The sequence below is a fragment of the Pseudomonas sp. 2VD genome, from assembly GCF_005503585.1.
GTDB lineage: Bacteria > Pseudomonadota > Gammaproteobacteria > Pseudomonadales > Pseudomonadaceae > Pseudomonas > Pseudomonas aeruginosa.
In genome coordinates, this window is record NZ_SCND01000062.1 from 1 (window position 1) to 21489 (window position 21489).

Consider the following 21489-nt stretch of genomic DNA (forward strand, 5'->3'; position numbering starts at 1 on the left):
GCGCGCGGCGAACCCTTCGTCCTGCACCAGGGACGCTTCCTCGGGCGGCCGAGCCGGCTCGACGTCCAGGTCGCGACAGACGGTAGCGTAAGGGTCGGCGGCCACGTCCAACTGCTCGCCCGCGCCGAGCTGCTGACCTCGGCCTGACGGTCGGGGTGGCGCTGGCGGCGGACGACGACAACACTGAAGAAGCGAAACGTACAGGAGAACCGCCATGCTCTGGCGCAAAGGACGACGCAGTGACAACGTGATTGATGCCCGGGGCGAAGGAGGCGCAGGCGGCGGTGGCGGCATGCGCATCGGCGGCAAGGGCCTCAGCCTGGGTGGGGTGGCCATCGTGGTGGTGGTCGGCCTGCTGATGGGCCAGGACCCAATGCAGATCCTCGGGTCGCTGCTCGGCCAGATGGACAGCCCGGCGCCGGCCACCCAGCAGCAGGCCGGCGGTCGGGCCCCGGCGGCCAACGACGAGCAGAGCGAGTTCGTCCGCTCGATCCTCGGCGACACCGAGGACACCTGGGAACAGATCTTCGCCAGCGGCCAGGCACAATACCAACAGCCCAAGCTGGTGCTGTTCAGCAATGGGGTGAATTCCGCCTGCGGCTTCGCCTCGTCGGCCACCGGGCCGTTCTACTGTCCGGCCGACCGCCGGGTCTACCTCGACCTGGAGTTCTTCCGCGAGATGGAACAGCGCTTCTCCGCCGCCGGCGACTTCGCCCAGGCCTATGTGATCGCCCACGAGGTCGGCCACCACGTGCAGAACCTGATGGGCATCTCGGCCAAGATCAACGCAGCCCGCCAGCGCGGCGCGCGCATGGAGGGCGCCAACGGCCTGTCGGTACGCCAGGAACTGCAGGCGGACTGCTTCGCCGGGGTCTGGGCCAACCGTGCACAGCAGCGGCTGAACTGGCTGGAGCCGGGCGACATCGAGGAAGCCCTGAACGCCGCCAACGCCATCGGCGACGATCGCCTGCAACGCCAGGGCCGCGGCATGGTGGTGCCGGATTCCTTCACCCATGGCTCCTCGGCGCAACGCATGCGCTGGTTCAAGACCGGCTTCGAGAGCGGCTCGCCGGCCAGTTGCGATACCTTCAAGGCCCAGACGCTCTGAGCCTCGCCGCCAGCCGGGCGCTTAGCGCCCCGGCTGGCTTCCCAGCGCATTCAACTGATCGGCCAGTTCCCTGGCCTCGTAGGCCGAAGCCAACCCGTCGAGATAGACCTTACCGTTGCGGATCGGCTCGCGCACCCGCGGCGCCAGGCGCAGGCGCCCGTCCACCAGTACCGCTAGAGTGCGCCCCCGGGCCTCGCCGGTCAGCGCGGCCAGGCGGCGGGCGGCCGGTTCGGTGAAGGTGACTTCGACGCCGGGTCGACCGTTCTGGTCGTACAGGACCTCGGCGCGGAGTACGTCAGCCTGGGTCAGGCTGGGCTTCAGCGCCACCAGCATGGCCTTGCCCTGCGGGTCGGCCAGGGTGCGGAACGCCGCGGAAGGCGTGCTGGCGGTGGCATAGACCCCGAAGCTGTGCTGCGGGATCGGCAGCGGATCGCTGGCGCAAGCGGCCAGCAGCAGCGCCAGGCCCAGCGGAAGGAATGCGAGTTTCGAGCGTTTCATGATGAGGTACTGCAGAAAACCTGGGCGGAGCGTCCGTCCGGACGCCAACGCCTATGTTAACGCCGCCCGCGCCGGGCGGGCGAGCAGGGCCTTCCGCGAGGCGACGATCGACTAGACTGGCGGAAATTCACCCCTCTCCCGCGAACTGGTATGATGCGCGCCTTTTCGAGCCGTATGAACCCCACGCAGGCCGCCGCGAGGCCCCTGGCGTGCGTGGGTCGTTTCATGCGGCTCGCGCATTTTCGGGACTCAGCCGTCTGCCGGGATCGTTCGCGGTACCGCGCCGACGAGACAGCGATGCAACGCCCGCCACGCGGAAATTCGGTTTTCCCTGGTCGGCGGCCGGCTCCACGGCCGGCCACTTCTGCTGGCGCCATGGGGATCGTTGCAGAGCACATTCAGGGGAATCCAACATGCTGGAAAAGCTGTTTCAATTAAAGGCGCACAACACCACGGTGCGCACCGAGATCCTGGCGGGGATCACCACCTTCCTGACCATGGCCTACATCCTCTTCGTCAACCCGAGCATCCTCGGCGAGACCGGCATGGACAAGGGCGCGGTGTTCGTCGCCACCTGCCTGGCAGCGGCCATCGGCTCGACCATCATGGGCCTGATCGCCAACTACCCGATCGCCCTGGCCCCCGGCATGGGCCTCAACGCCTTCTTCACCTACACCGTGGTGCTGCACATGGGCCACAGCTGGCAGGTCGCGCTGGGCGCAGTGTTCATTTCCGCCACCATGTTCTTCCTGCTGTCGATCTTTCGCATCCGCGAATGGATCATCAACAGCATCCCCCTGCCGCTACGCTCGGCGATCGCCGCCGGCATCGGCCTGTTCCTCGCACTGATCGCCCTGCAGAACGCGGGCATCGTGGTGGACAACCCGGCAACCCTGATCGGCATGGGCGACCTGACCAAGCCGGCACCGATCCTCGCCACCCTCGGCTTCATCCTGATCGTCGCCCTGGAGGCGCGTAGCGTCACCGGCGCGGTGCTGATCGGTATCCTGGTGGTCACCGCCATCGCCATCCTGCTCGGCGTGACCCAGTTCGGCGGCGTGGTCTCGATGCCGCCGTCGCTGGCGCCGACCTTCCTTCAACTGGACATCAAGGGCGCGCTGGACATCGGCCTGGTCAGCGTGATCTTCGCCTTCCTCTTCGTCGACCTGTTCGACAACTCCGGCACCCTGATCGGCGTCGCCAAGCGCGCCGGACTGATGGGCAAGGACGGCCACATGCCGAAGATGGGCCGCGCGCTGATCGCCGACAGTACCGCCGCCATGGGCGGCTCGCTGCTGGGCACCTCGACCACCACCAGCTACATCGAGTCCGCCGCGGGCGTCAGCGCCGGCGGCCGCACCGGCCTGACCGCCATCGTCGTCGCCATCCTGTTCCTCCTCGCGCTGTTCTTCGCCCCGCTGGCCGGCAGCGTACCGGCCTTCGCCACCGCCCCGGCGCTGCTCTTCGTCGCCGTACTGATGGCCTCGGGCCTGGCAGAGATCGACTGGGAAGACATCACCGTCGCCGCGCCGGTGGTCGTCACCGCGCTGGCCATGCCGTTCACCTATTCGATCGCCACCGGCATCGCCTTCGGCTTCATTTCCTGGACCGCGATCAAGGTGCTGTCCGGGCGCTGGCGCGAACTGAACCCGGCGCTGGTGATCCTCTCCGTCCTGTTCGTGATCAAGCTGGGCTTCTTCAACGCATGAGCCGTCCACAGTTCGACCCCAGCGCCTACGCCACACAACTGGAAGACAAGAAGTCCCGCCTCGCCGGTTTGCTGGCCCCGTTCGCGGCACCCGCGCCGGAGGTCTTCGAGTCGCCGCGAGAGCATTACCGGCTGCGCGCCGAATTCCGCCTGTGGCGGGAAACCGGCAACGAGAAGCGTCACTACGCGATGTTCGAGCAGGGCGACAAGCACACGCCGATCCTGATCGAGGATTTCCCCATCGCCAGCCGCCGCATCAACGAACTGATGCCGCGCCTGAAGGCGGCCTGGGCCGACCCGGCGCTGGGCTTCAAGCTGTTCCAGGTGGAGTTTCTCACCACCCTGGCCGGCGACGCGCTGATCACCCTCTGCTACCACCGGCCGATCGACGACGCCTGGCGACAGGCAGCGGAAAAGCTCGCGGCGGAACTGGGCGTGAACCTGGTCGGGCGTTCGCGCGGCAAGCGTATCGTCGTCGGACGCGACTATGTGGAGGAGGAACTGTCGGTCGCCGGCCGGCGCTTCCGCTACCGCCAGCCCGAGGGGGCTTTCACCCAGCCCAACGGCGAGGTCAACCAGAAGATGCTCGGCTGGGCCTACGAGGCGCTCGGCCAGCGCGACGACGACCTGCTCGAACTGTACTGCGGCAACGGCAACTTCACCCTGCCCCTGGCCACCCGGGTACGCAAGGTGCTGGCCACCGAGATCAGCAAGTCCTCGGTCAATGCGGCGCTGGCCAACCTGGCCGACAACGCGGTGGACAACGTCAGCCTGGTGCGCCTGTCGGCCGAAGAGCTGACCCAGGCGCTGAACGAGGTTCGCCCGTTCCGCCGCCTGGCCGACATCGACCTGAAGAGCTACGCCTTCGGCAGTGTCTTCGTCGATCCGCCACGAGCCGGCATGGATCCGGACACCTGCGAGCTGACCCGGCGCTTCGAGCGCATCCTGTACATTTCGTGCAACCCGGAAACCCTGGCGCAGAACATCGCCCAACTGCACGACACGCACCGGATCAGCCGCTGCGCGCTGTTCGACCAGTTCCCCTACACCCACCACATGGAAAGCGGCGTCCTGCTCGAACGCCGCTGAGCGAGTGGCCGCGCCCCACGGCGCGGCCATGCCTCAGAGTCGCACCGGGAGGCGCCGCGCCAGGTGCAATCCTTCCGTCGTCACCTCGGCGCCATAGGCCAGCACCTCGACACCCGCTTGCGCCGCCTCGCGCAACGCCTTGCCATAGGCTGGATCGATCTCGTCGGCGGGGCGCACCGCCTCGACCCCGGAAAGGTTCACGCAGTACAGTTGCACCGCGCGGATCCCCTCCCGCGCCAGCGCCGCCAGTTCGCGCAGGTGCTTGGCGCCGCGCAGCGTCACCGCGTCGGGAAAGGCCGCCACGGCGGTTTCGTCGAAGCCCAGGGTGACGCTCTTCACCTCGATGAACAGTGCGCCCGTGGGGTATTCCAGGCGAAAGTCGGCGCGACTGTTCTCCACGCCGTAGGCCACTTCCCGGCGCAGAGCGGTGAAACCGGCAAGCTCCGCGATGTCCCCGGCCAGCAGCGCCTCCTCTACCAGGCGATTGGCCCGCGCCGTGTTGACGCAGGCCAGGCGGCCCTGCGGGGTCTCGCTCAGCTCCCAGGTCCCCGGCAGCTTGCGCTTGGGGTCGTTGGAGCGGCTGAACCAGACTCGGCAACCTTCGCTCATGCAATTGAGCATCGAACCGGTATTCGGACAGTGGATGGTCAGGCGCTCGCCGCCGGCGCTCTCGATATCGGCGAGGAAACGCTTGTAGCGACGCAGCAGGCGGCCTTCTTCCAGTGGCTGCTCGAAACGCATCAGGGCCGCCAGTTCTTCAGGCCGCGGGCGATCCGCTCCACCGCTTCCTGCAGGCGCGGCAGGTTCTGGGTATAGGCGAAACGCACGTGGTGGCCGGCCTGGTGGCGGCCGAAATCCAGCCCCGGGGTGAAGGCGACGTGCTCGGTTTCGATGAAGTGCTTGCAGAAGGCGTAGGCATCGCCGCCGAACGCGCTGATATCGGCGTAGAGATAGAAGGCGCCTTCCGGCTCCACGGCGATTCCGAAACCCAGCTCGCGCAGGGCCGGCAGGAGGAAGTCGCGACGGCGGGCGAACTCTTCGCGACGCTCTTCGAGAATGGCGATGGTGGTCGGCTCGAAACAGGCCAGCGCGGCCTGCTGGGCCATGCTCGGCGCGCTGATGTAGAGGTTCTGCGCCAGCTTCTCCAGCTCAGGCACCGCCGCTGCCGGCGCCACCAGCCAGCCCAGGCGCCAGCCGGTCATGCCGAAATACTTGGAAAAACTATTCAGGACGAAAGCGTCGTCGTCGACTTCCAGCACCGAGGCGGCGTCCACGCCATAGGTCAGGCCGTGATAGATCTCGTCCACCACCAGGTGCCCGCCGCGGGCCTTCAAGGCGCCCGACAGGCCGGCCAGTTCGTCGCGATCGAGCAGGGTCCCGGTCGGATTCGCCGGCGTCGCCACCAGAGCGCCTACACTGTCTGAATCCCAGTGCCGCTCGATGAGATCCGGCGTCAGTTGGTAACGGCTGTCCGGCCCCACCGGCACCAGTTGCGCGGCGCCTTCCACCAGGCGCAGGAAATGCCTGTTGCACGGGTAGCCCGGGTCGGCGAGCAACCAGTGGCGGCCGGGGTCGACCAGCAAGCTGCTGGCCAGCAGCAGGGCGCCGGAACCGCCCGGAGTGACCAGCACGCGCTGTGGGTCGAGGTCGACCCCGTAGCGTTCGCCGTAGAATTTCGCGATCGCCTCGCGCAGCGCCGGCAGGCCGCGGGCGGCGGTGTAGCGGGTATGCCCGGCGGCCAGGGCGGCGCGCCCGGCCTCGACGATCGGCTCGGCCGTGGTGAAGTCCGGCTCGCCGATCTCCAGGTGGATCACATCGTGGCCGGCGACCTGCAACTCGTTGGCCCGCGCCAGCAGGGCCATGACATGGAAAGGCTCGATGGCCCGACTGCGCGCGCTATAGGAGGTAGCCATGGATATTCCGAACTTTGCGAGGAAAAACCGATTCTAACCAAGCCATTACGCGGGCGACACCAGCCTCGACAACCGGGAGTAGCGCCAAGGTTATCGTTCTGGTAAGTTCGCCCGCTTGCGACCGCGGGGCCGGAGAGCCGGCGAGGGAACCCTGCCGCGGACAGGATTAGCGAAAGTGAGAGGCGGCCATTCATGTCCACCAAAGCAAAACAACAGAGCAGCCAGCAGATGACCCGCGGCTTCGAACCCTATCAGGAAACCAAGGGCGAGGAGTACATGAGCGAGCGCATGCGCGCGCACTTCACCGCGATCCTGAACAAATGGAAACAGGAGCTGATGGAAGAGGTCGACCGTACCGTGCATCACATGCAGGACGAAGCGGCCAACTTCCCCGATCCGGCCGACCGCGCCAGCCAGGAAGAAGAATTCAGCCTGGAACTGCGCGCCCGCGACCGCGAGCGCAAGCTGATCAAGAAGATCGACGAGACCCTGCAACTGATCGAAGACGAAGAGTACGGCTGGTGCGACTCCTGCGGCGTCGAGATCGGCATCCGTCGCCTGGAGGCGCGCCCCACCGCGACCCTCTGCATCGACTGCAAGACCCTCGCGGAAATCCGCGAGAAGCAACTCGGCTCCTGAGCCGGACCGACGGGGCGCCAAGGCGCCCCGTTTCGTTTCCGCCGTTCCCCGCCGCACCGCCCGCGCCATGAGCTCTTCCTATGTAGGCCGCTTCGCCCCGACGCCCAGCGGCTACCTGCACTTCGGTTCCCTGGTGGCGGCCGTCGCCTCCTACCTGGACGCGCGTGCCGTCGGCGGCCGCTGGCTGGTGCGCATGGAGGACCTCGACCCGCCCCGCGAAGTCCCGGGCGCCCAGCAGGCGATCCTGGAAACCCTGGAGCGCTACGGCTTCGAATGGGACGGCGCGGTGGAGCGGCAGAGTGAACGCTTCCCGGCCTACGCCGCAGTGGTCGAGCAACTGCTGCGCAGCGGCCTGGCCTACGCCTGCACTTGCTCGCGCAAGCAGCTTGAGGGATTCGCCGGGATCTACCCGGGCTTCTGCCGCGACGCCGGGCACGCCCGCGAGGATGCGGCGATCCGCCTGCGCGTGCCGGAGCTGGAATATCGCTTCGTCGACCGCGTGCAGGGCGAAGTCCGCCAGCATCTCGGCCGCGAGGTCGGCGATTTCGTCATCCAGCGCCGCGACGGTCTCTACGCCTACCAACTGGCGGTGGTGCTGGACGACGCCTGGCAGGGCATCACCGACATCGTCCGCGGCGCCGACCTGCTCGACTCGACCCCGCGCCAGCTTTACCTCCAGGAACTGCTGGGGTTGAGCCAGCCGCGCTACCTGCACGTGCCGCTGATCGTCCAGCCGGACGGGCACAAGCTCGGCAAGTCCTACCGCTCCCCGCCACTGCCCGCCGAGCAGGCCGCCGCGCCGCTGACCCGCGCCCTGCGCGCGCTCGGCCAGCGGCCGCCGGCCGAACTGGCCCAGGCCAGCGCCAGCGAGGCGCTGGCCTGGGGCGTCGCGCACTGGGACGCCACGCGCATCCCGCGCTGCGCTACCCTTCCCGAGGAACGCCTGTAGCCCGCCCGGCGGCTTGCCGGCACCCACCCGCAGCCTGTAGCCTGCCGGCCCAAGCATGAGGGAAGCGGCATGTACATCTACCGACTGGTCCTGCTCCTGGTCGTGGGCATCTATCTCTTTTCCCCCGCCATCATGGACTGGTGGATCGACCCCAACGGCGCCTGGTACCGCCCGTACCTGCTGTGGCTGATCCTCATCGTGGTCACTTTCATCCTGCAGAGCCAGCGCGATGCTGACGAGCTTTAGCCTGACCCAGCTGATCCTGATCAGCGTCGCCTACCTCTCCACCCTCTTCGGCATCGCCTGGATCACCGAGCGCGGCTACGTGCCGCGCCGGCTGGTACGCCACCCGCTGGTCTACACCCTGTCGCTGGGCGTCTACGCCAGTGCCTGGGCGTTCTACGGCACGGTAGGCCTGGCCTACCAGTACGGCTACGGGTTCCTCGCCATCTACCTGGGGATTTCCGGGGCCTTCCTGCTCGCCCCGGTGCTGCTCTATCCGATCCTGCGGGTGACACGCGCCTACCAGCTGTCCTCGCTGGCCGACCTCTTCGCCTTCCGTTTCCGCAGTACCTGGGCCGGCGCCCTGACCACGCTGTTCATGCTGATCGGCGTGCTGCCGATGCTGGCCCTGCAGATCCAGGCGGTCACCGACTCGATCAGCATTCTCACCCGCGACCCGGCCCAGGAGCGGGTCGCGTTCGTCTTCTGCACCCTGATCACCCTGTTCGCGATCCTCTTCGGCGCTCGCCACATCGCCACTCGCGAACGCCACGAGGGACTGGTGTTCGCCATCGCCTTCGAGTCGCTGGTCAAGCTGGTGATGCTCGGCAGTATCGGCCTCTACGCCCTGTACGGCGTCTTCGGCGGGCCGGAAGGCCTGGAAGTCTGGCTGCTGCAGAACCAGACCGCGCTGACCACCCTGCACACGCCGCTGGCCGAGGGTCCATGGCGAACACTGCTGCTGGTGTTCTTCGCCGCGGCCATCGTGATGCCGCACATGTTCCACATGATCTTCACCGAGAACCTCAACCCGCGCGCGCTGATTTCCGCCAGTTGGGGCCTGCCGCTGTTCCTGCTGCTGATGAGCCTTGCGGTACCGCCGATCCTCTGGGCCGGGCTGCGCCTCGGCGCCTCGACCACACCGGAGTACTACACCATCGGCCTCGGCCTGGCGGTGGACAGCCCGGCCCTGGCCCTGGCCGCCTTCATCGGCGGCATCTCCGCCGCCAGCGGGCTGACTATCGTGATGACCCTGGCGCTCTCGGGAATGGTCCTCAACCACCTGGTGCTGCCGCTCTACCAGCCGCCGGCGCAGGGCAACATCTATCGCTGGCTGAAATGGACCCGGCGCCTGCTGATCGTCGCCATCATCATGGCCAGCTACGCCTTCTACCTGCTGCTGGGCGCCGAACAGGACCTCTCCAACCTGGGCATAGTGTCCTTCGTCGCCACCCTGCAATTCCTTCCCGGCGCACTCTCGGTGCTGTACTGGCCGACCGCCAACCGCCGCGGCTTCATCTCCGGGCTGATCGCCGGCATGCTGGTCTGGGCGATCACCATGCTGCTGCCCCTGATGGGGAACGTACAGGGCCTGTACCTGCCGCTGTTCGACGTGATCTACGTGCTGGACGACTCCAACTGGCACCTGGCGGCGCTGTCCTCGCTGGCGGCCAACGTGCTGGTGTTCACCCTGGTCTCGCTGTTCACCGAGGCCAGCGACGAGGAAAAAGGCGCCGCCGAGGCCTGCGCGGTGGACAACGTACGCCGTCCGCAACGCCGCGAACTGTTCGCCGGTTCGCCGCAGGAGTTCGCCAGCCAGTTGGCCAAGCCGCTGGGCGCCAAGACCGCGCAGAAGGAGGTCGAGCAGGCCCTGCGCGATCTCCACCTGCCCTTCGACGAACGTCGCCCCTATGCCCTGCGTCGCTTGCGCGACCGCATCGAGGCGAACCTTTCCGGGCTGATGGGTCCCAGTGTCGCCCAGGACATCGTGGAGACCTTCCTTCCCTACAAGACCAGCGAAGAAAGCTACGTCACCGAGGACATCCACTTCATCGAGAGCCGCCTGGAGGACTATCACTCCCGGCTGACCGGCCTGGCTGCCGAACTCGACACCCTGCGCCGCTACCACCGGCAGACCCTGCAAGACCTGCCGATGGGCGTCTGCTCCCTGGCCAAGGACCAGGAAGTGCTGATGTGGAACCGCGCCATCGAGGAACTCACCGGGGTCGGCGCGCAGAAGGTCGTCGGTTCGCGCCTGTCGGCCTTGCCCGAACCCTGGAAGGGCCTGCTGGAACGTTTCATCGACGCCCCCGACGAGCACCTGCACAAACAGCGCCTGGTCTACGACGGCCACACCCGCTGGCTGAACCTGCACAAGGCGGCCATCGAGGAACCCCTGGCGCCGGGTAACAGCGGCCTGGTGCTACTGGTGGAAGACCTCACCGAAACCCAACTGCTGGAAGACAAGCTGGTCCACTCCGAGCGCCTGGCTTCCATCGGCCGCCTTGCCGCCGGGGTAGCCCACGAGATCGGCAATCCGATCACCGGCATCGCCTGCCTGGCGCAGAACCTGCGCGAGGAACGCGAAGGCGACGGCGAGCTGACCGAGATCAGCGAGCAGATCCTTGACCAGACCAAGCGCGTATCGCGCATCGTCCAGTCGTTGATGAGCTTCGCCCACTCCGGCAGCCACCTACAGGCCCTGGAACCGGTGTGCCTGAGCGAAGTCGCCCAGGAAGCCATCGGACTGCTGTCGCTGAACCGGCGTAGCGTCGAAGTAGAGTTCTTCAACCTCTGCGATCCGGCGCACTGGGTCGAGGGCGACTCGCAGCGCCTGGCCCAGGTGCTGATCAACCTGCTCTCCAATGCTCGCGACGCCAGCCCACCGGGCGGCGCGATCCGGGTCCGCAGCGAAGCCTCGGAACATACCGTGGACCTGGTCGTCGAGGACGAGGGCAGCGGCATTCCGAAGGCGATCATGGACCAGTTGTTCGAACCGTTCTTCACCACCAAGGACCCCGGCAAGGGGACCGGGCTCGGCCTCGCACTGGTCTATTCGATCGTGGAAGAGCATTATGGACAGATAACCATCGAGAGCCCGACGGATCACCAGCGAGAAGGCGGCACCCGCTTCCGCGTGACCCTGCCGCGGCACCCTGGCCCGACGGCCGAGCTGTAGACGAGCACGTCGAGAGAGCTGAATACATGGCACATATTCTGATCGTCGAAGACGAAACCATTATCCGATCTGCATTGCGACGCCTGCTGGAGCGCAACCAGTACCAGGTCAGCGAAGCCGGCTCGGTGCAGGAAGCCCAGGAGCGCTACACCATCCCCTCCTTCGACATGGTGGTCAGCGACCTGCGCCTGCCGGGCGCCCCCGGCACCGAACTGATCAAGCTCGCCGAAGGCATTCCGGTGCTGATCATGACCAGCTACGCCAGCCTGCGTTCGGCGGTGGATTCGATGAAGATGGGCGCGGTGGACTACATCGCCAAGCCTTTCGACCACGACGAAATGCTCCAGGCCGTGGCGCGCATCCTCAAGGACCGCCAGGAGAACCGCAGCGCGGCCCCGGTCTCCGCCAACGGCGGCAAGGCCGGCGGCGAGCGCGGCGCCAGCCCGGCGGCAGCCGACGGCGAGATAGGCATCATCGGCTCCTGTGCGCCGATGCAAGAGCTGTACAGCAAGATTCGCAAGGTCGCGCCGACCGACTCCACGGTACTGATCCAGGGCGAGTCCGGCACCGGCAAGGAACTGGTCGCCCGCGCCCTGCACAACCTGTCGAAGCGCGCCAAGGCGCCGCTGATCTCGGTGAACTGTGCGGCGATTCCGGAAACCCTGATCGAATCCGAGCTGTTCGGCCATGAAAAAGGCGCCTTCACCGGTGCCAGCGCCGGGCGCGCCGGGCTGGTCGAAGCGGCCGACGGCGGCACCCTGTTCCTCGACGAGATCGGCGAACTGCCGCTGGAGGCCCAGGCCCGCCTGCTGCGCGTATTGCAGGAAGGCGAGATCCGCCGGGTCGGCTCGGTGCAATCGCAGAAGGTCGACGTGCGCCTGATCGCCGCCACCCACCGCGACCTGAAGACCCTGGCCAAGACCGGGCAATTCCGCGAAGACCTCTATTACCGCCTGCATGTGATCTCGCTGAAGCTGCCCGCCCTGCGCGAGCGTGGCAACGACGTGATGGAGATCGCCCGCGCCTTTCTGGCTCGCCAGTGCACCCGGATGGGGCGCGCGCCGCTCAGCTTCGCCCACGACGCCGAACAGGCGATCCGCCATTACCCATGGCCGGGCAACGTGCGCGAGCTGGAAAACGCCATCGAGCGGGCGGTGATCCTCAGCGAGAGCCAGGAAATCCACGCCGACCTGCTGGGTATCGACATTGAGCTGGACGACCTCGAGGACGACTTCGCCGCCGACCTCGGCCTCGGCCCGGCGGGCGCCGCGGCCAGCAACCACGAGCCCACCGAGGACCTTTCGCTGGAAGACTACTTCCAGCACTTCGTCCTCGAGCACCAGGACCACATGACCGAGACCGAACTGGCCCGCAAGCTGGGCATCAGCCGCAAATGCCTGTGGGAACGCCGCCAGCGCCTGGGCATTCCGCGACGCAAATCAGGGGCCTCGGCCGACTCGTAACACCCTGCAACCTGTTACCGCGGACGTACCGCGTAACAGAAACCGGGTTCATCGGTAACGGGAACCCGGTTTTTTTGTGCCCTCCGCCGACCCACCGAAAACCTCAACCCCTTGATTTTACTGGGTTTCGAAAAACTGGCACGGCATCTGCTTATGTATTGGCACAACAACAATAACAAGCAACGACGAAGACAATAAAAACAACACGTAACGACTCCAGCACAACAAAAACAAAATCGCGGAGGCGCAGCTAACTGATTCTTTTGGAGAGGAGTTGCTGTCGGGACCCGTCCCGCAGCCAGTCGGAAGAAGAATAAAACTGCCTTGAGGCAGCGCACAGACTGGTTGGATCGTTCGACGATCATGGCAGCATCAGCGACCAAAGCAATCCGTTTGCTATTGAACTCCCAGCCTGGGAGATATCCCTGAAGCGACTGGCTCAAGGGACGGGTCGACAAACAAAAACAACAAGCCCGAAATCATAATAAAAACAAAGCACGCACCTACTTGGGGGGGAGCTTCGGCTCCCCCAGTAGCTTCACTCCTCCCTCTGTTTTTCCCGTTTTTCCTTCGCCTTACACCATTTCCCCATCCAATGCTAGAATCCGCGCAGACTATGCGGCCATCCGCATGCCTTGCCAGATTCACCGCAGCCTTCCCGGCCCTCTCCCGCTTCGCGGGAACAGGATGTACGGCCCCTGTTCGTTTCTGTCAGGATGCATGGCGCAGTCGGTTCCGGCGCCCGGGACGCCCTGTGCGTCGCGGGGCCAAACATTCAACGGGTACAGAACACGCCTCGCCCGAGAGGTCCTGATAATGCCGCAGCATTACCCGACGTCCGTCCTGTTTGAGCAACGCAGGCGTGCAATCACCCACATCGTGCTCCCGATAACACATCCATGCTGAAAAAGCTGATCCAGACCATTCGTTCCCCCCTGCGCCGTCCGCGCGCCGTCCGTACAACCCCGGAAGTCATCGGTAACAACCAGCACTCCCTGCGCCGGGACCAGTTCAGCCGGAACGCCGTCAAGGTCGTCGAGATCCTCCAGCGGGCCGGCTACCAGGCCTACGTGGTCGGGGGCTGCGTACGCGACCAGATGCTCGGCATCGCTCCCAAGGACTTCGATGTCGCCACCAGCGCCACGCCGGAGCAGGTCCGCGCCGAATTCCGCAACGCGCGGATCATCGGCCGCCGCTTCAAACTGGTACACGTGCACTTCGGCCGCGAGATCATCGAGGTCGCCACCTTCCGCGCCCATCATCCGGAAGGCCAGGACGATGGCGATAGCCGCGCGTCCAGCAACGAAAGCGGCCGCATCCTGCGCGACAACGTCTATGGCAGCCTGGAAGACGACGCCCAGCGCCGCGACTTCACCATCAATGCCCTGTACTTCGACGTCACCAGCGAGCGGCTGCTGGACTACGCCAATGGCGTTCACGACATCCGCAATCGCCTGATCCGCCTGATCGGCGATCCGGAGCAGCGTTATCTGGAAGACCCGGTGCGGATGCTGCGGGCGGTACGTTTCGCCGCCAAGCTCGACTTCGAGATCGAGAAGCACAGCGCCGCACCGATTCGCCGGCTGGCCCCGCTGCTGCGGGAAATCCCTTCGGCGCGCCTGTTCGACGAGGTGCTCAAGCTGTTCCTCGCCGGCCGGGCCGAGCGCACTTTCGAACTGCTGGTCGAGTACGAACTGTTCGCGCCGCTGTTCCCGGCCAGCGCCAAGGCACTGCAGGCCAACCCCGACTACACCGGCAAGCTGATCCGCCAGGCCCTGGCCAATACCGATGCGCGAATTCGCCAGGGCAAGCCGGTAACCCCGGCCTTCCTCTTCGCCGCACTGCTCTGGCCGGCCCTGCCGGCGCGCGTCGCGCAGTTACAGGAGAAAGGCATGCCGGCCATCCCGGCGATGCAGGAAGCCGCCCACGAACTGATCAGCGAACAGTGCCAGCGGATTGCCATTCCCAAGCGTTTCACCCTGCCGATCCGCGAGATCTGGGATATGCAGGAACGTCTGCCGCGACGCCAGGGCAAGCGCGCCGACCTGCTCCTGGAAAACCCGCGCTTCCGCGCCGGCTACGACTTCCTCCTGCTGCGCGAAAGTGCCGGCGAGGAAACCGAAGGACTCGGCCAATGGTGGACCGATTACCAGGAAGTCAGCGACAGCGAGCGGCGCAACATGATCCGCGACCTGGTCAGCCAGGAAGACGGCAGCGCCCCGCGCAAGCGTCGCCGCGGCGGCAACAGCGGCCGTCGGCGCCGCGGGCCGCGCAAGGAAGGCAGCGGCGGAAGCGGCGAATGATCCAGCGCGTCTACGTGGCGCTGGGCAGCAACCTGGCCGAACCGCGCGAGCAGATCCAGGCTGCCCTCGATGCCTTCGAGCGGCTTCCCGAGACCCGCCTGGTCGCCGTCTCGCCGCTCTATGTCAGCGACCCGCTCGGCCCCGCCGACCAGCCGCGCTTCGTCAACGGAGTGGCGGCCCTCGACACCACCCTGGCGCCGCTCGACCTGCTCGACGCCCTGCAGGCCATCGAACTGGAACAGGGGCGCGTCCGCGACCTGCGCTGGGGTCCGCGCACGCTCGACCTGGACATCCTGCTGTTCGGCGAACAATTGCTCGACCTGCCGCGCCTGAAGGTGCCGCACTACCACATGCAGGCGCGCGCTTTCGTGCTCTATCCCCTCGCCGATCTCGCCCCCGACCTGCGCCTGCCCGATGGCCGCCACCTGCCGGAGCTGCTCGCGGCCTGTCCGTTCGAGGGCATCGAACGCCTTCCGGGCGCCTGACCCTGCCTGCCCGCCGCTGCGCGGATACCTCGCGGCGGGCTCTTCACACTGTTACCGAAAAGCTGACGAAGGACGCCGCGGATGGGCGTACACTGCGCGCGCAACCGCAGGCGGCGCGGCGTTCGGCAGTGGCAGTAACGCCGTAACAATGCGGTAACACCTGCAATTGACTTCGAGCCACCCCATCCGGACTATAAGTGGCCGTTTGCCCCGCGCCGGCTCATCACCGGCCCAACGAGGAGCCTTTCCATGCCTGATGTAACCCTGACCACCCTGCAAGGGTTGAAGCAGAGCGGCGAGAAGATCGCCATGCTGACCTGCTACGACGCCACCTTCGCCCACACCGCCAGCCAGGCCGGCGTGGACGTGCTTCTGGTCGGAGATTCGCTCGGAATGGTATTGCAGGGTCACGACAGCACCCTGCCGGTCAGCAACGAGGAAATGGCCTATCACACGGCCTGCGTGAAACGCGGTAACAAAGGTTCCCTGATCGTCACCGACCTGGCCTTCGAATCCAGCCATTCCGTGGCCCAGACCCTTGCCGACGCGGTCCGCCTGATGCAGGCCGGCGCACACATGGTCAAGCTGGAGGGTGGGGCCTGGCTGGCGGAGCCGATCGCCCGCCTGGCACAGATGGGCGTGCCGGTCTGCGCGCATCTCGGCCTGACCCCGCAGGCGGTCAACCTGTTCGGCGGCTTCAAGGTCCAGGGCCGCCAGGAAACCCAGGCGCGCCAGTTGCGCGCCGATGCCATCGCCCTGGAGCAGGCCGGCGCCGCCATGCTGCTGCTGGAGTGCGTGCCCAGCGTGCTGGCCGAAGAGATCACCCAGGCGGTGAAGATCCCGGTGATCGGGATTGGCGCCGGTGCGGCGACCGATGGCCAGGTGCTGGTCATGCACGACATGCTGGGTCTCTCGCTGACCGGCCGCTCGCCCAAGTTCGTCAAGGATTTCATGCAAGGCCAGGAGAGCATCCCAGCCGCCATCGCGGCCTACGTCCGCGCCGTCAAGGACGTGTCCTTCCCCGCCGCCGAACACGGATTCAACGCATGAACACCGTCAAGACCGTCCGTGAACTGCGCGCCGCGGTGGCGCGCGCCCGCAGCGAAGGCAAGCGCATCGGCTTCGTGCCGACCATGGGCAACCTCCACGCCGGCCATGCCGCGCTGGTAAAGAAAGCCGGCGAACGCGCCGACTTCGTGGTCGTCAGCATCTTCGTCAACCCGCTGCAATTCGGCCCCAGCGAAGACCTCGACAAATACCCGCGAACCCTCGCAGCCGACCAGGAACGCCTGCTCGAAGCCGGCTGCCACCTGCTGTTCACCCCGACCGTCGAGGAAATGTACCCCGACGGCATGGACGGGCAGACCCGCATCCATGTTCCCGGCGTCTCCGAAGGCCTTTGCGGCGCCAGTCGTCCCGGCCATTTCGAAGGCGTGGCGACCGTGGTCAGCAAGCTGCTGAACATGGTCCAGCCGGACCTCGCGCTGTTCGGCGAAAAGGATTTCCAGCAGTTGGCGGTGATCCGCAAGCTGGTCCGCGACCTCAACCTGCCGGTGCAGATCTTCGGCGAGCCGACGGTGCGCGCCGCCGATGGCCTGGCGTTGTCCTCGCGCAACGGTTACCTCGACGAGCAGCAGCGCGCCGCCGCCCCGGCGATCTACCGCACCCTGCGGCAGCTCGGCGAACGCATACGCGCCGGCGCCGAGGACTTCCCGGCATTGCTCGCCGACGCCCGCCTGGCCCTGGAACAGGCCGGGCTGCGCCCCGACTACCTGGAAATCCGCGAGCCGATCAGCCTGCGCCCCGGGGTACCCGGCGACCGCCAACTGGTGATCCTGGTCGCCGCCTACCTGGGCAGTACCCGACTGATCGACAACCTCTCAGTCCACCTCGATTGACGCATGCCGAGCCCCCGGCTCCCGGGGGCTTGAGCGCTCACCACGGACTCGCCATACTCTGCCGCCCCCCGCGGACCCGATAGGAGTCGCCCCATGCACGCCATCATGCTCAAAGCCAAGTTGCATCGCGCCGAAGTCACCCATGCCGTCCTCGACTACGAAGGCTCCTGCGCCATCGACGGCGATTGGCTGGACCTCTCCGGAATCCGCGAGTACGAACAGATCCAGATCTACAACGTCGACAACGGCGAGCGCTTCACCACCTATGCGATCCGCGCCGAGAACGGCTCGAAGATGATCTCGGTGAACGGCGCCGCGGCACACAAGGCCAAGGTCGGCGACCGCGTGATCATCTGCGCCTACGCACACTACAGCGAAGCCGAACTGGCCAGCCACAAGCCGCGCATGCTGTACATGGCGCCGGGCAACCAGCTCAGCCATACCAGCGAGGCGATTCCGATACAGGTCGCCTGACCTCGCCCCCTCTGGATAAAGCCCGGTTTCATCCGGGCTTTTTCATGTTCAAATAAGTGCGCCATCGAATTCCAACCAGAAGGTCAGCCATGAAGCACCACCTCACTCCGCTGGATGCCACGCAACTCGACAGTTGGCGCGCCCTGGCCGCCCATCGCCAGGAACTGCAGGACTTCAGGATGCGCCAGGCGTTCATCGACGATCCGGAGCGCTTCAAGCGGTTTTCCTTCAGCGCCTGTGGACTGTTCCTCGACTTCTCGAAGAACCTGATTCGCCAGGACACCATCGACCTGCTGGTGAAGCTGGCCGAGGAAGCACGGCTGAGCGACGCGATCAGGGCGATGTTCGACGGCGAGGCGATCAATGCCTCCGAACGCCGGCCGGTACTGCATACCGCGCTGCGTCGACCGATCGGCGACAAGGTGTTGGTCGATGGCGTCGACGTGATGCCGGAAGTCCACCGCGTCCTGCACCAGATGACCGAGCTGGTAGGCTACGTGCACAACGGCCTGTGGCGCGGCTATACCGAAAAGCCGATCACCGACGTGGTGAACATCGGCATCGGCGGCTCCTTCCTCGGCCCGCAACTGGTATCCGAAGCCTTGCTGCCGTTCGCCCAGAAAGGCGTGCGCTGCCACTACCTGGCGAACATCGACGGTAGCGAGTTCCATGAACTGGCCAGCCGCCTGAACGCCGAGACCACCCTGTTCATCGTTTCCTCCAAGTCCTTCGGGACCCTGGAAACCCTGAAGAACGCCCAGGCCGCACGCGCCTGGTACCTGGCCCAGGGCGGCACCGAGGAAGAGCTTTACCGCCATTTCATCGCCGTCTCCAGCAACAAGGAAGCCGCGATCGCCTTCGGCATCCGCGAGGAAAACATCTTCCCCATGTGGGACTGGGTCGGCGGCCGCTACTCGCTGTGGTCGGCCATCGGCCTGCCGATCGCCATGTCCATCGGCATCTCCAACTTCAAGGAACTGCTGTCCGGTGCCTACAACATGGACCAGCACTTCCAGACCGCGCCGTTCGAACGCAACATCCCGGTGCTGCTCGGCCTGCTCGGCGTCTGGTACGGCGACTTCTGGGGCGCGAACAGCCACGCGATCCTGCCCTACGACTACTATCTGCGGAATATCACCGACCACCTGCAACAACTGGACATGGAATCCAACGGCAAGAGCGTGCGCCAGGACGGCACGCCGGTCACCAGCGGCACCGGGCCGGTGATCTGGGGTGGTGTCGGCTGCAACGGCCAGCACGCCTACCATCAGTTGCTGCACCAGGGCACCCAGTTGATCCCGGCGGACTTCATCGTCCCGGTGAGCAGCTACAACCCGGTCGCCGACCATCACCAGTGGCTGTACGCCAACTGCCTGTCGCAGAGCCAGGCGCTGATGCTCGGCAAGAGCCGCGAGGAGGCCGAGGCCGAACTGCGCGCCAAGGGCCTGCCGGAAGCCGAAGTGCAGCGCCTGGCGCCGCACAAGGTGATCCCGGGCAACCGACCGAGCAACACCCTGGTGGTCGAGCGCATCAGCGCCCGCCGCCTCGGCGCGCTGATCGCCATGTACGAGCACAAGGTCTACGTACAGAGCATCCTCTGGGGCATCAACGCCTTCGACCAATGGGGCGTGGAGCTTGGCAAGGAACTCGGCAAGGGTGTCTATTCGCGCCTGGTCGGCAGCGAGGAAACCCCGGCCGAGGACGCCTCAACCCAAGGCCTGATCGACTTCTTCCGCGGCCGCCATCGCGGCTGATCCGCCTCTCCCCAAAGCCCGGCCCTAGGCCGGGCTTTTTCATTCCGTCCGGCGATTGACCCCGGCGCCTTCCCCGCTCGCGCCTTTGGCACTTGAACATGGCACTCGCCTGGCCCACCCTTGGTCGAACCTGAAGAGGGGCCGCGTGCGGTCTCTCGACACCTTGCGGAGCAGAAAAACAAAGGAAACCGCCATGTTCGAGATCAGCGTCCACCCGGTGCCGGACGCCGTCCGCCAGCGTGCCTACCTGAACGACGACGACTACCAGCGCCTGTACCGCCAATCCGTCGAGAACCCCGACGAGTTCTGGGGCGAGCAGGCCAAGGCCTTCCTCGATTGGTTCAAGCCCTGGCACAGCGTCCACCACGGCGACCTGAGGAAAGGCCAGGCCACCTGGTTCAAGGGCGGCCAGTTGAACGTCGCCTACAACTGCATCGACCGCCACCTGGAACGCCGCGGCGAACAGATCGCGATCGTCTGGGAAGGCGACAACCCCAGCGAATCCGCGCACATCACCTACCGCAAGCTGCACCACAACGTCTGCCGCCTGGCTAACGTGCTGAAGAGCCGCGGCGTGGAAAAGGGCGACCGGGTCTGCATCTACATGCCGATGATTCCCGAGGCCGCCTACGCCATGCTCGCCTGCGCCCGCATCGGGGCGGTGCACTCGGTGGTGTTCGGCGGCTTCTCGCCGGACTCGCTGCGCGACCGCATTCTCGATGCCGACTGCCGCACCGTGATCACCGCCGACGAGGGCGTGCGCGGCGGCAAGTACATCCCGCTGAAGCAGAATGTGGAAAAGGCGCTGAAGGACTGCCCGGACGTCTCCACCGTGGTGGTAGTCGAGCGCACCCAGGGCGACATACCCTGGGTCGAAGGCCGCGACATCTGGTACCACGAGGCGCTCCACGCGGCCTCAGCCGACTGCCCGGCGGAAGCGATGGACGCCGAGGACCCGCTGTTCATCCTCTATACCTCCGGCAGCACCGGCAAGCCGAAGGGCGTGTTGCACACCACCGGGGGCTACCTGCTCGGCGCGGCGATGACCCACAAGTACGTGTTCGACTACCACGATGGCGACGTCTACTGGTGCACCGCCGACGTCGGCTGGGTCACCGGACACAGCTATATCGTCTACGGCCCGCTGGCCAACGGCGCCACCACCCTCATGTTCGAGGGCGTGCCCAACTACCCGGACGCCTCACGCTTCTGGCAGGTGATCGACAAGCACCAGGTGAATATCTTCTACACCGCGCCGACCGCGATCCGCGCGCTGATGCGCGAAGGCGACGCCCCGGTCCGCCAGACCTCGCGCAGCAGCCTGCGCCTGCTCGGCTCGGTGGGCGAGCCGATCAACCCGGAGGCCTGGGAGTGGTACTACCAGGTGGTCGGCGAGAAGCGCTGCCCCATCGTCGACACCTGGTGGCAGACCGAGACCGGCAGCATCCTGATCACCCCGTTGCCCGGCGCCACTGCGCTGAAGCCAGGCTCGGCGACCCGCCCGTTCTTCGGCGTGCAACCCGTGCTGCTCGACGAGAAAGGCAAGGAAATCGACGGCGCGGGCAGCGGCGTACTGGCGATCAAGGCCAGTTGGCCGAGTCAGATCCGCAGCGTCTACGGCGACCACCAGCGGATGATCGACACCTACTTCAAGCCCTACCCCGGGTATTACTTCAGCGGCGACGGCGCGCGCCGCGACGAGGACGGCTACTACTGGATCACCGGCCGGGTCGACGACGTGATCAATGTCTCCGGACACAGGATCGGCACCGCCGAGGTCGAGAGCGCGCTGGTCCTGCACGATGCGGTGGCCGAGGCGGCAGTGGTCGGCTGCCCGCATGACGTGAAGGGCCAGGCCATCTACGCGTTCGTCACCCTGATGGCCGGCAGTCAGCCCAGCGAGGCGCTGCAACAGGAATTGCTGGCCCTGGTCGGCAAGGAGATCGGCAGCTTCGCCAAGCCGGATCACCTGCAATGGGCGCCCAGCCTGCCGAAGACCCGCTCCGGCAAGATCATGCGGCGTATCC

General features: G+C 66.3%; 18 protein-coding genes and 1 pseudogene. 16 read left to right on the forward strand and 3 right to left on the reverse strand.

Annotated elements, in window-relative coordinates; genetic code table 11:
• Window positions 1–147 (forward strand): annotated as a pseudogene (locus FFS27_RS09840) (PhzF family phenazine biosynthesis protein); the annotation flags it as partial.
• 67 nt (window positions 148–214) lie between these two features.
• Window positions 215–1108: a KPN_02809 family neutral zinc metallopeptidase gene (gene ypfJ, locus FFS27_RS09845; RefSeq protein WP_003095112.1), complete on the forward strand. Its 894-nt coding sequence runs from the start codon at window positions 215–217 to the stop codon at window positions 1106–1108.
• Between the two features lie 21 nt (window positions 1109–1129).
• On the opposite strand, the gene FFS27_RS09850 is transcribed toward ypfJ, so the two are convergent.
• Window positions 1130–1606 carry a SecDF P1 head subdomain-containing protein gene (locus FFS27_RS09850; RefSeq protein WP_009314236.1) on the reverse strand — a complete coding sequence of 159 codons (477 nt, stop codon included), beginning with the start codon at window positions 1604–1606 and terminating at the stop codon, window positions 1130–1132.
• 413 nt (window positions 1607–2019) lie between these two features.
• Between FFS27_RS09850 and FFS27_RS09855 the strand changes: the two genes are divergently transcribed.
• On the forward strand, window positions 2020–3315 hold the full coding sequence (locus FFS27_RS09855; protein WP_003095114.1) for an NCS2 family permease: 1296 nt from the start codon (window positions 2020–2022) through the stop codon (window positions 3313–3315).
• Window positions 3312–4403, forward strand: coding sequence for a tRNA (uridine(54)-C5)-methyltransferase TrmA (trmA, locus tag FFS27_RS09860; protein ID WP_021264065.1), 1092 nt, complete (start codon window positions 3312–3314; stop codon window positions 4401–4403). Before FFS27_RS09855 ends, trmA begins: the two co-directional genes overlap by 4 nt.
• Before the next feature lie 33 nt (window positions 4404–4436).
• On the opposite strand, the gene sfsA is transcribed toward trmA, so the two are convergent.
• Together sfsA and FFS27_RS09870 are read right to left on the reverse strand one after the other, a co-directional pair.
• Window positions 4437–5144 (reverse strand): DNA/RNA nuclease SfsA, encoded by a 708-nt coding sequence (gene sfsA, locus FFS27_RS09865; protein ID WP_003100180.1) that lies wholly within the window; start codon window positions 5142–5144, stop codon window positions 4437–4439.
• Window positions 5144–6316, reverse strand: a complete 1173-nt coding sequence (locus tag FFS27_RS09870; RefSeq protein WP_023101600.1) for a pyridoxal phosphate-dependent aminotransferase — start codon at window positions 6314–6316, stop codon at window positions 5144–5146. Before FFS27_RS09870 ends, sfsA begins: the two co-directional genes overlap by 1 nt.
• 192 nt (window positions 6317–6508) lie before the next feature.
• Between FFS27_RS09870 and dksA the strand changes: the two genes are divergently transcribed.
• The 12 genes from dksA to acs form a co-directional block, all read left to right on the forward strand.
• Window positions 6509–6955: an RNA polymerase-binding protein DksA gene (gene dksA, locus FFS27_RS09875; protein ID WP_003095122.1), complete on the forward strand. Its 447-nt coding sequence runs from the start codon at window positions 6509–6511 to the stop codon at window positions 6953–6955.
• Between the two features lie 67 nt (window positions 6956–7022).
• Window positions 7023–7904, forward strand: coding sequence for a tRNA glutamyl-Q(34) synthetase GluQRS (gene gluQRS / locus FFS27_RS09880; protein ID WP_003135219.1), 882 nt, complete (start codon window positions 7023–7025; stop codon window positions 7902–7904).
• 69 nt (window positions 7905–7973) lie between these two features.
• The gene (locus FFS27_RS09885; protein WP_003095129.1) at window positions 7974–8150 is read left to right on the forward strand and encodes a hypothetical protein; all 177 of its coding nucleotides are present in this window, start codon (window positions 7974–7976) and stop codon (window positions 8148–8150) included.
• Window positions 8134–11085: a two-component system sensor histidine kinase CbrA gene (gene cbrA, locus FFS27_RS09890; protein WP_003095132.1), complete on the forward strand. Its 2952-nt coding sequence runs from the start codon at window positions 8134–8136 to the stop codon at window positions 11083–11085. Before FFS27_RS09885 ends, cbrA begins: the two co-directional genes overlap by 17 nt.
• Window positions 11086–11111: 26 nt before the next feature.
• Window positions 11112–12548: a two-component system response regulator CbrB gene (gene cbrB, locus FFS27_RS09895; protein ID WP_003095138.1), complete on the forward strand. Its 1437-nt coding sequence runs from the start codon at window positions 11112–11114 to the stop codon at window positions 12546–12548.
• An 899-nt stretch (window positions 12549–13447) separates the two neighbouring features.
• Window positions 13448–14851: a polynucleotide adenylyltransferase PcnB gene (locus FFS27_RS09900; protein ID WP_003095142.1), complete on the forward strand. Its 1404-nt coding sequence runs from the start codon at window positions 13448–13450 to the stop codon at window positions 14849–14851.
• Entirely contained in the window at window positions 14848–15336 is a 489-nt protein-coding gene (folK, locus tag FFS27_RS09905) for a 2-amino-4-hydroxy-6-hydroxymethyldihydropteridine diphosphokinase (RefSeq protein WP_003100189.1), read from the forward strand. Before FFS27_RS09900 ends, folK begins: the two co-directional genes overlap by 4 nt.
• 249 nt (window positions 15337–15585) lie before the next feature.
• A complete protein-coding gene (panB, locus tag FFS27_RS09910) occupies window positions 15586–16386 on the forward strand; it encodes a 3-methyl-2-oxobutanoate hydroxymethyltransferase (protein ID WP_003095147.1) in 801 nt (266 codons plus the stop codon).
• A complete protein-coding gene (panC, locus tag FFS27_RS09915) occupies window positions 16383–17234 on the forward strand; it encodes a pantoate--beta-alanine ligase (RefSeq protein WP_021264063.1) in 852 nt (283 codons plus the stop codon). The genes panB and panC overlap by 4 nt, the downstream gene beginning before the upstream one ends.
• Before the next feature lie 93 nt (window positions 17235–17327).
• Entirely contained in the window at window positions 17328–17708 is a 381-nt protein-coding gene (gene panD / locus FFS27_RS09920; RefSeq protein WP_003095150.1) for an aspartate 1-decarboxylase, read from the forward strand.
• A gap of 89 nt (window positions 17709–17797) precedes the next feature.
• On the forward strand, window positions 17798–19462 hold the full coding sequence (gene pgi / locus FFS27_RS09925; RefSeq protein WP_003100194.1) for a glucose-6-phosphate isomerase: 1665 nt from the start codon (window positions 17798–17800) through the stop codon (window positions 19460–19462).
• 193 nt (window positions 19463–19655) lie between these two features.
• Window positions 19656–21489 (forward strand): acetate--CoA ligase (gene acs, locus FFS27_RS09930; protein WP_137951987.1); only part of this gene is annotated, 1834 nt, incomplete at its 3' end.

What these genes read in the sequence shown, in the direction of transcription:
- trmA (WP_021264065.1), top strand. Translation starts at nt 3,312, where the DNA reads ATGAGCCGTCCACAGTTCGACCCCAGCGCCTACGCCACACAACTGGAA.
- FFS27_RS09850 (WP_009314236.1), bottom strand. Translation starts at nt 1,606, where the DNA reads ATGAAACGCTCGAAACTCGCATTCCTTCCGCTGGGCCTGGCGCTGCTG.
- FFS27_RS09870 (WP_023101600.1), bottom strand. Translation starts at nt 6,316, where the DNA reads ATGGCTACCTCCTATAGCGCGCGCAGTCGGGCCATCGAGCCTTTCCAT.
- sfsA (WP_003100180.1), bottom strand. Translation starts at nt 5,144, where the DNA reads ATGCGTTTCGAGCAGCCACTGGAAGAAGGCCGCCTGCTGCGTCGCTAC.
- FFS27_RS09885 (WP_003095129.1), top strand. Translation starts at nt 7,974, where the DNA reads ATGTACATCTACCGACTGGTCCTGCTCCTGGTCGTGGGCATCTATCTC.
- folK (WP_003100189.1), top strand. Translation starts at nt 14,848, where the DNA reads ATGATCCAGCGCGTCTACGTGGCGCTGGGCAGCAACCTGGCCGAACCG.
- pgi (WP_003100194.1), top strand. Translation starts at nt 17,798, where the DNA reads ATGAAGCACCACCTCACTCCGCTGGATGCCACGCAACTCGACAGTTGG.
- gluQRS (WP_003135219.1), top strand. Translation starts at nt 7,023, where the DNA reads ATGAGCTCTTCCTATGTAGGCCGCTTCGCCCCGACGCCCAGCGGCTAC.
- panB (WP_003095147.1), top strand. Translation starts at nt 15,586, where the DNA reads ATGCCTGATGTAACCCTGACCACCCTGCAAGGGTTGAAGCAGAGCGGC.
- dksA (WP_003095122.1), top strand. Translation starts at nt 6,509, where the DNA reads ATGTCCACCAAAGCAAAACAACAGAGCAGCCAGCAGATGACCCGCGGC.
- cbrA (WP_003095132.1), top strand. Translation starts at nt 8,134, where the DNA reads ATGCTGACGAGCTTTAGCCTGACCCAGCTGATCCTGATCAGCGTCGCC.
- ypfJ (WP_003095112.1), top strand. Translation starts at nt 215, where the DNA reads ATGCTCTGGCGCAAAGGACGACGCAGTGACAACGTGATTGATGCCCGG.
- FFS27_RS09855 (WP_003095114.1), top strand. Translation starts at nt 2,020, where the DNA reads ATGCTGGAAAAGCTGTTTCAATTAAAGGCGCACAACACCACGGTGCGC.
- cbrB (WP_003095138.1), top strand. Translation starts at nt 11,112, where the DNA reads ATGGCACATATTCTGATCGTCGAAGACGAAACCATTATCCGATCTGCA.
- panC (WP_021264063.1), top strand. Translation starts at nt 16,383, where the DNA reads ATGAACACCGTCAAGACCGTCCGTGAACTGCGCGCCGCGGTGGCGCGC.
- panD (WP_003095150.1), top strand. Translation starts at nt 17,328, where the DNA reads ATGCACGCCATCATGCTCAAAGCCAAGTTGCATCGCGCCGAAGTCACC.
- FFS27_RS09900 (WP_003095142.1), top strand. Translation starts at nt 13,448, where the DNA reads ATGCTGAAAAAGCTGATCCAGACCATTCGTTCCCCCCTGCGCCGTCCG.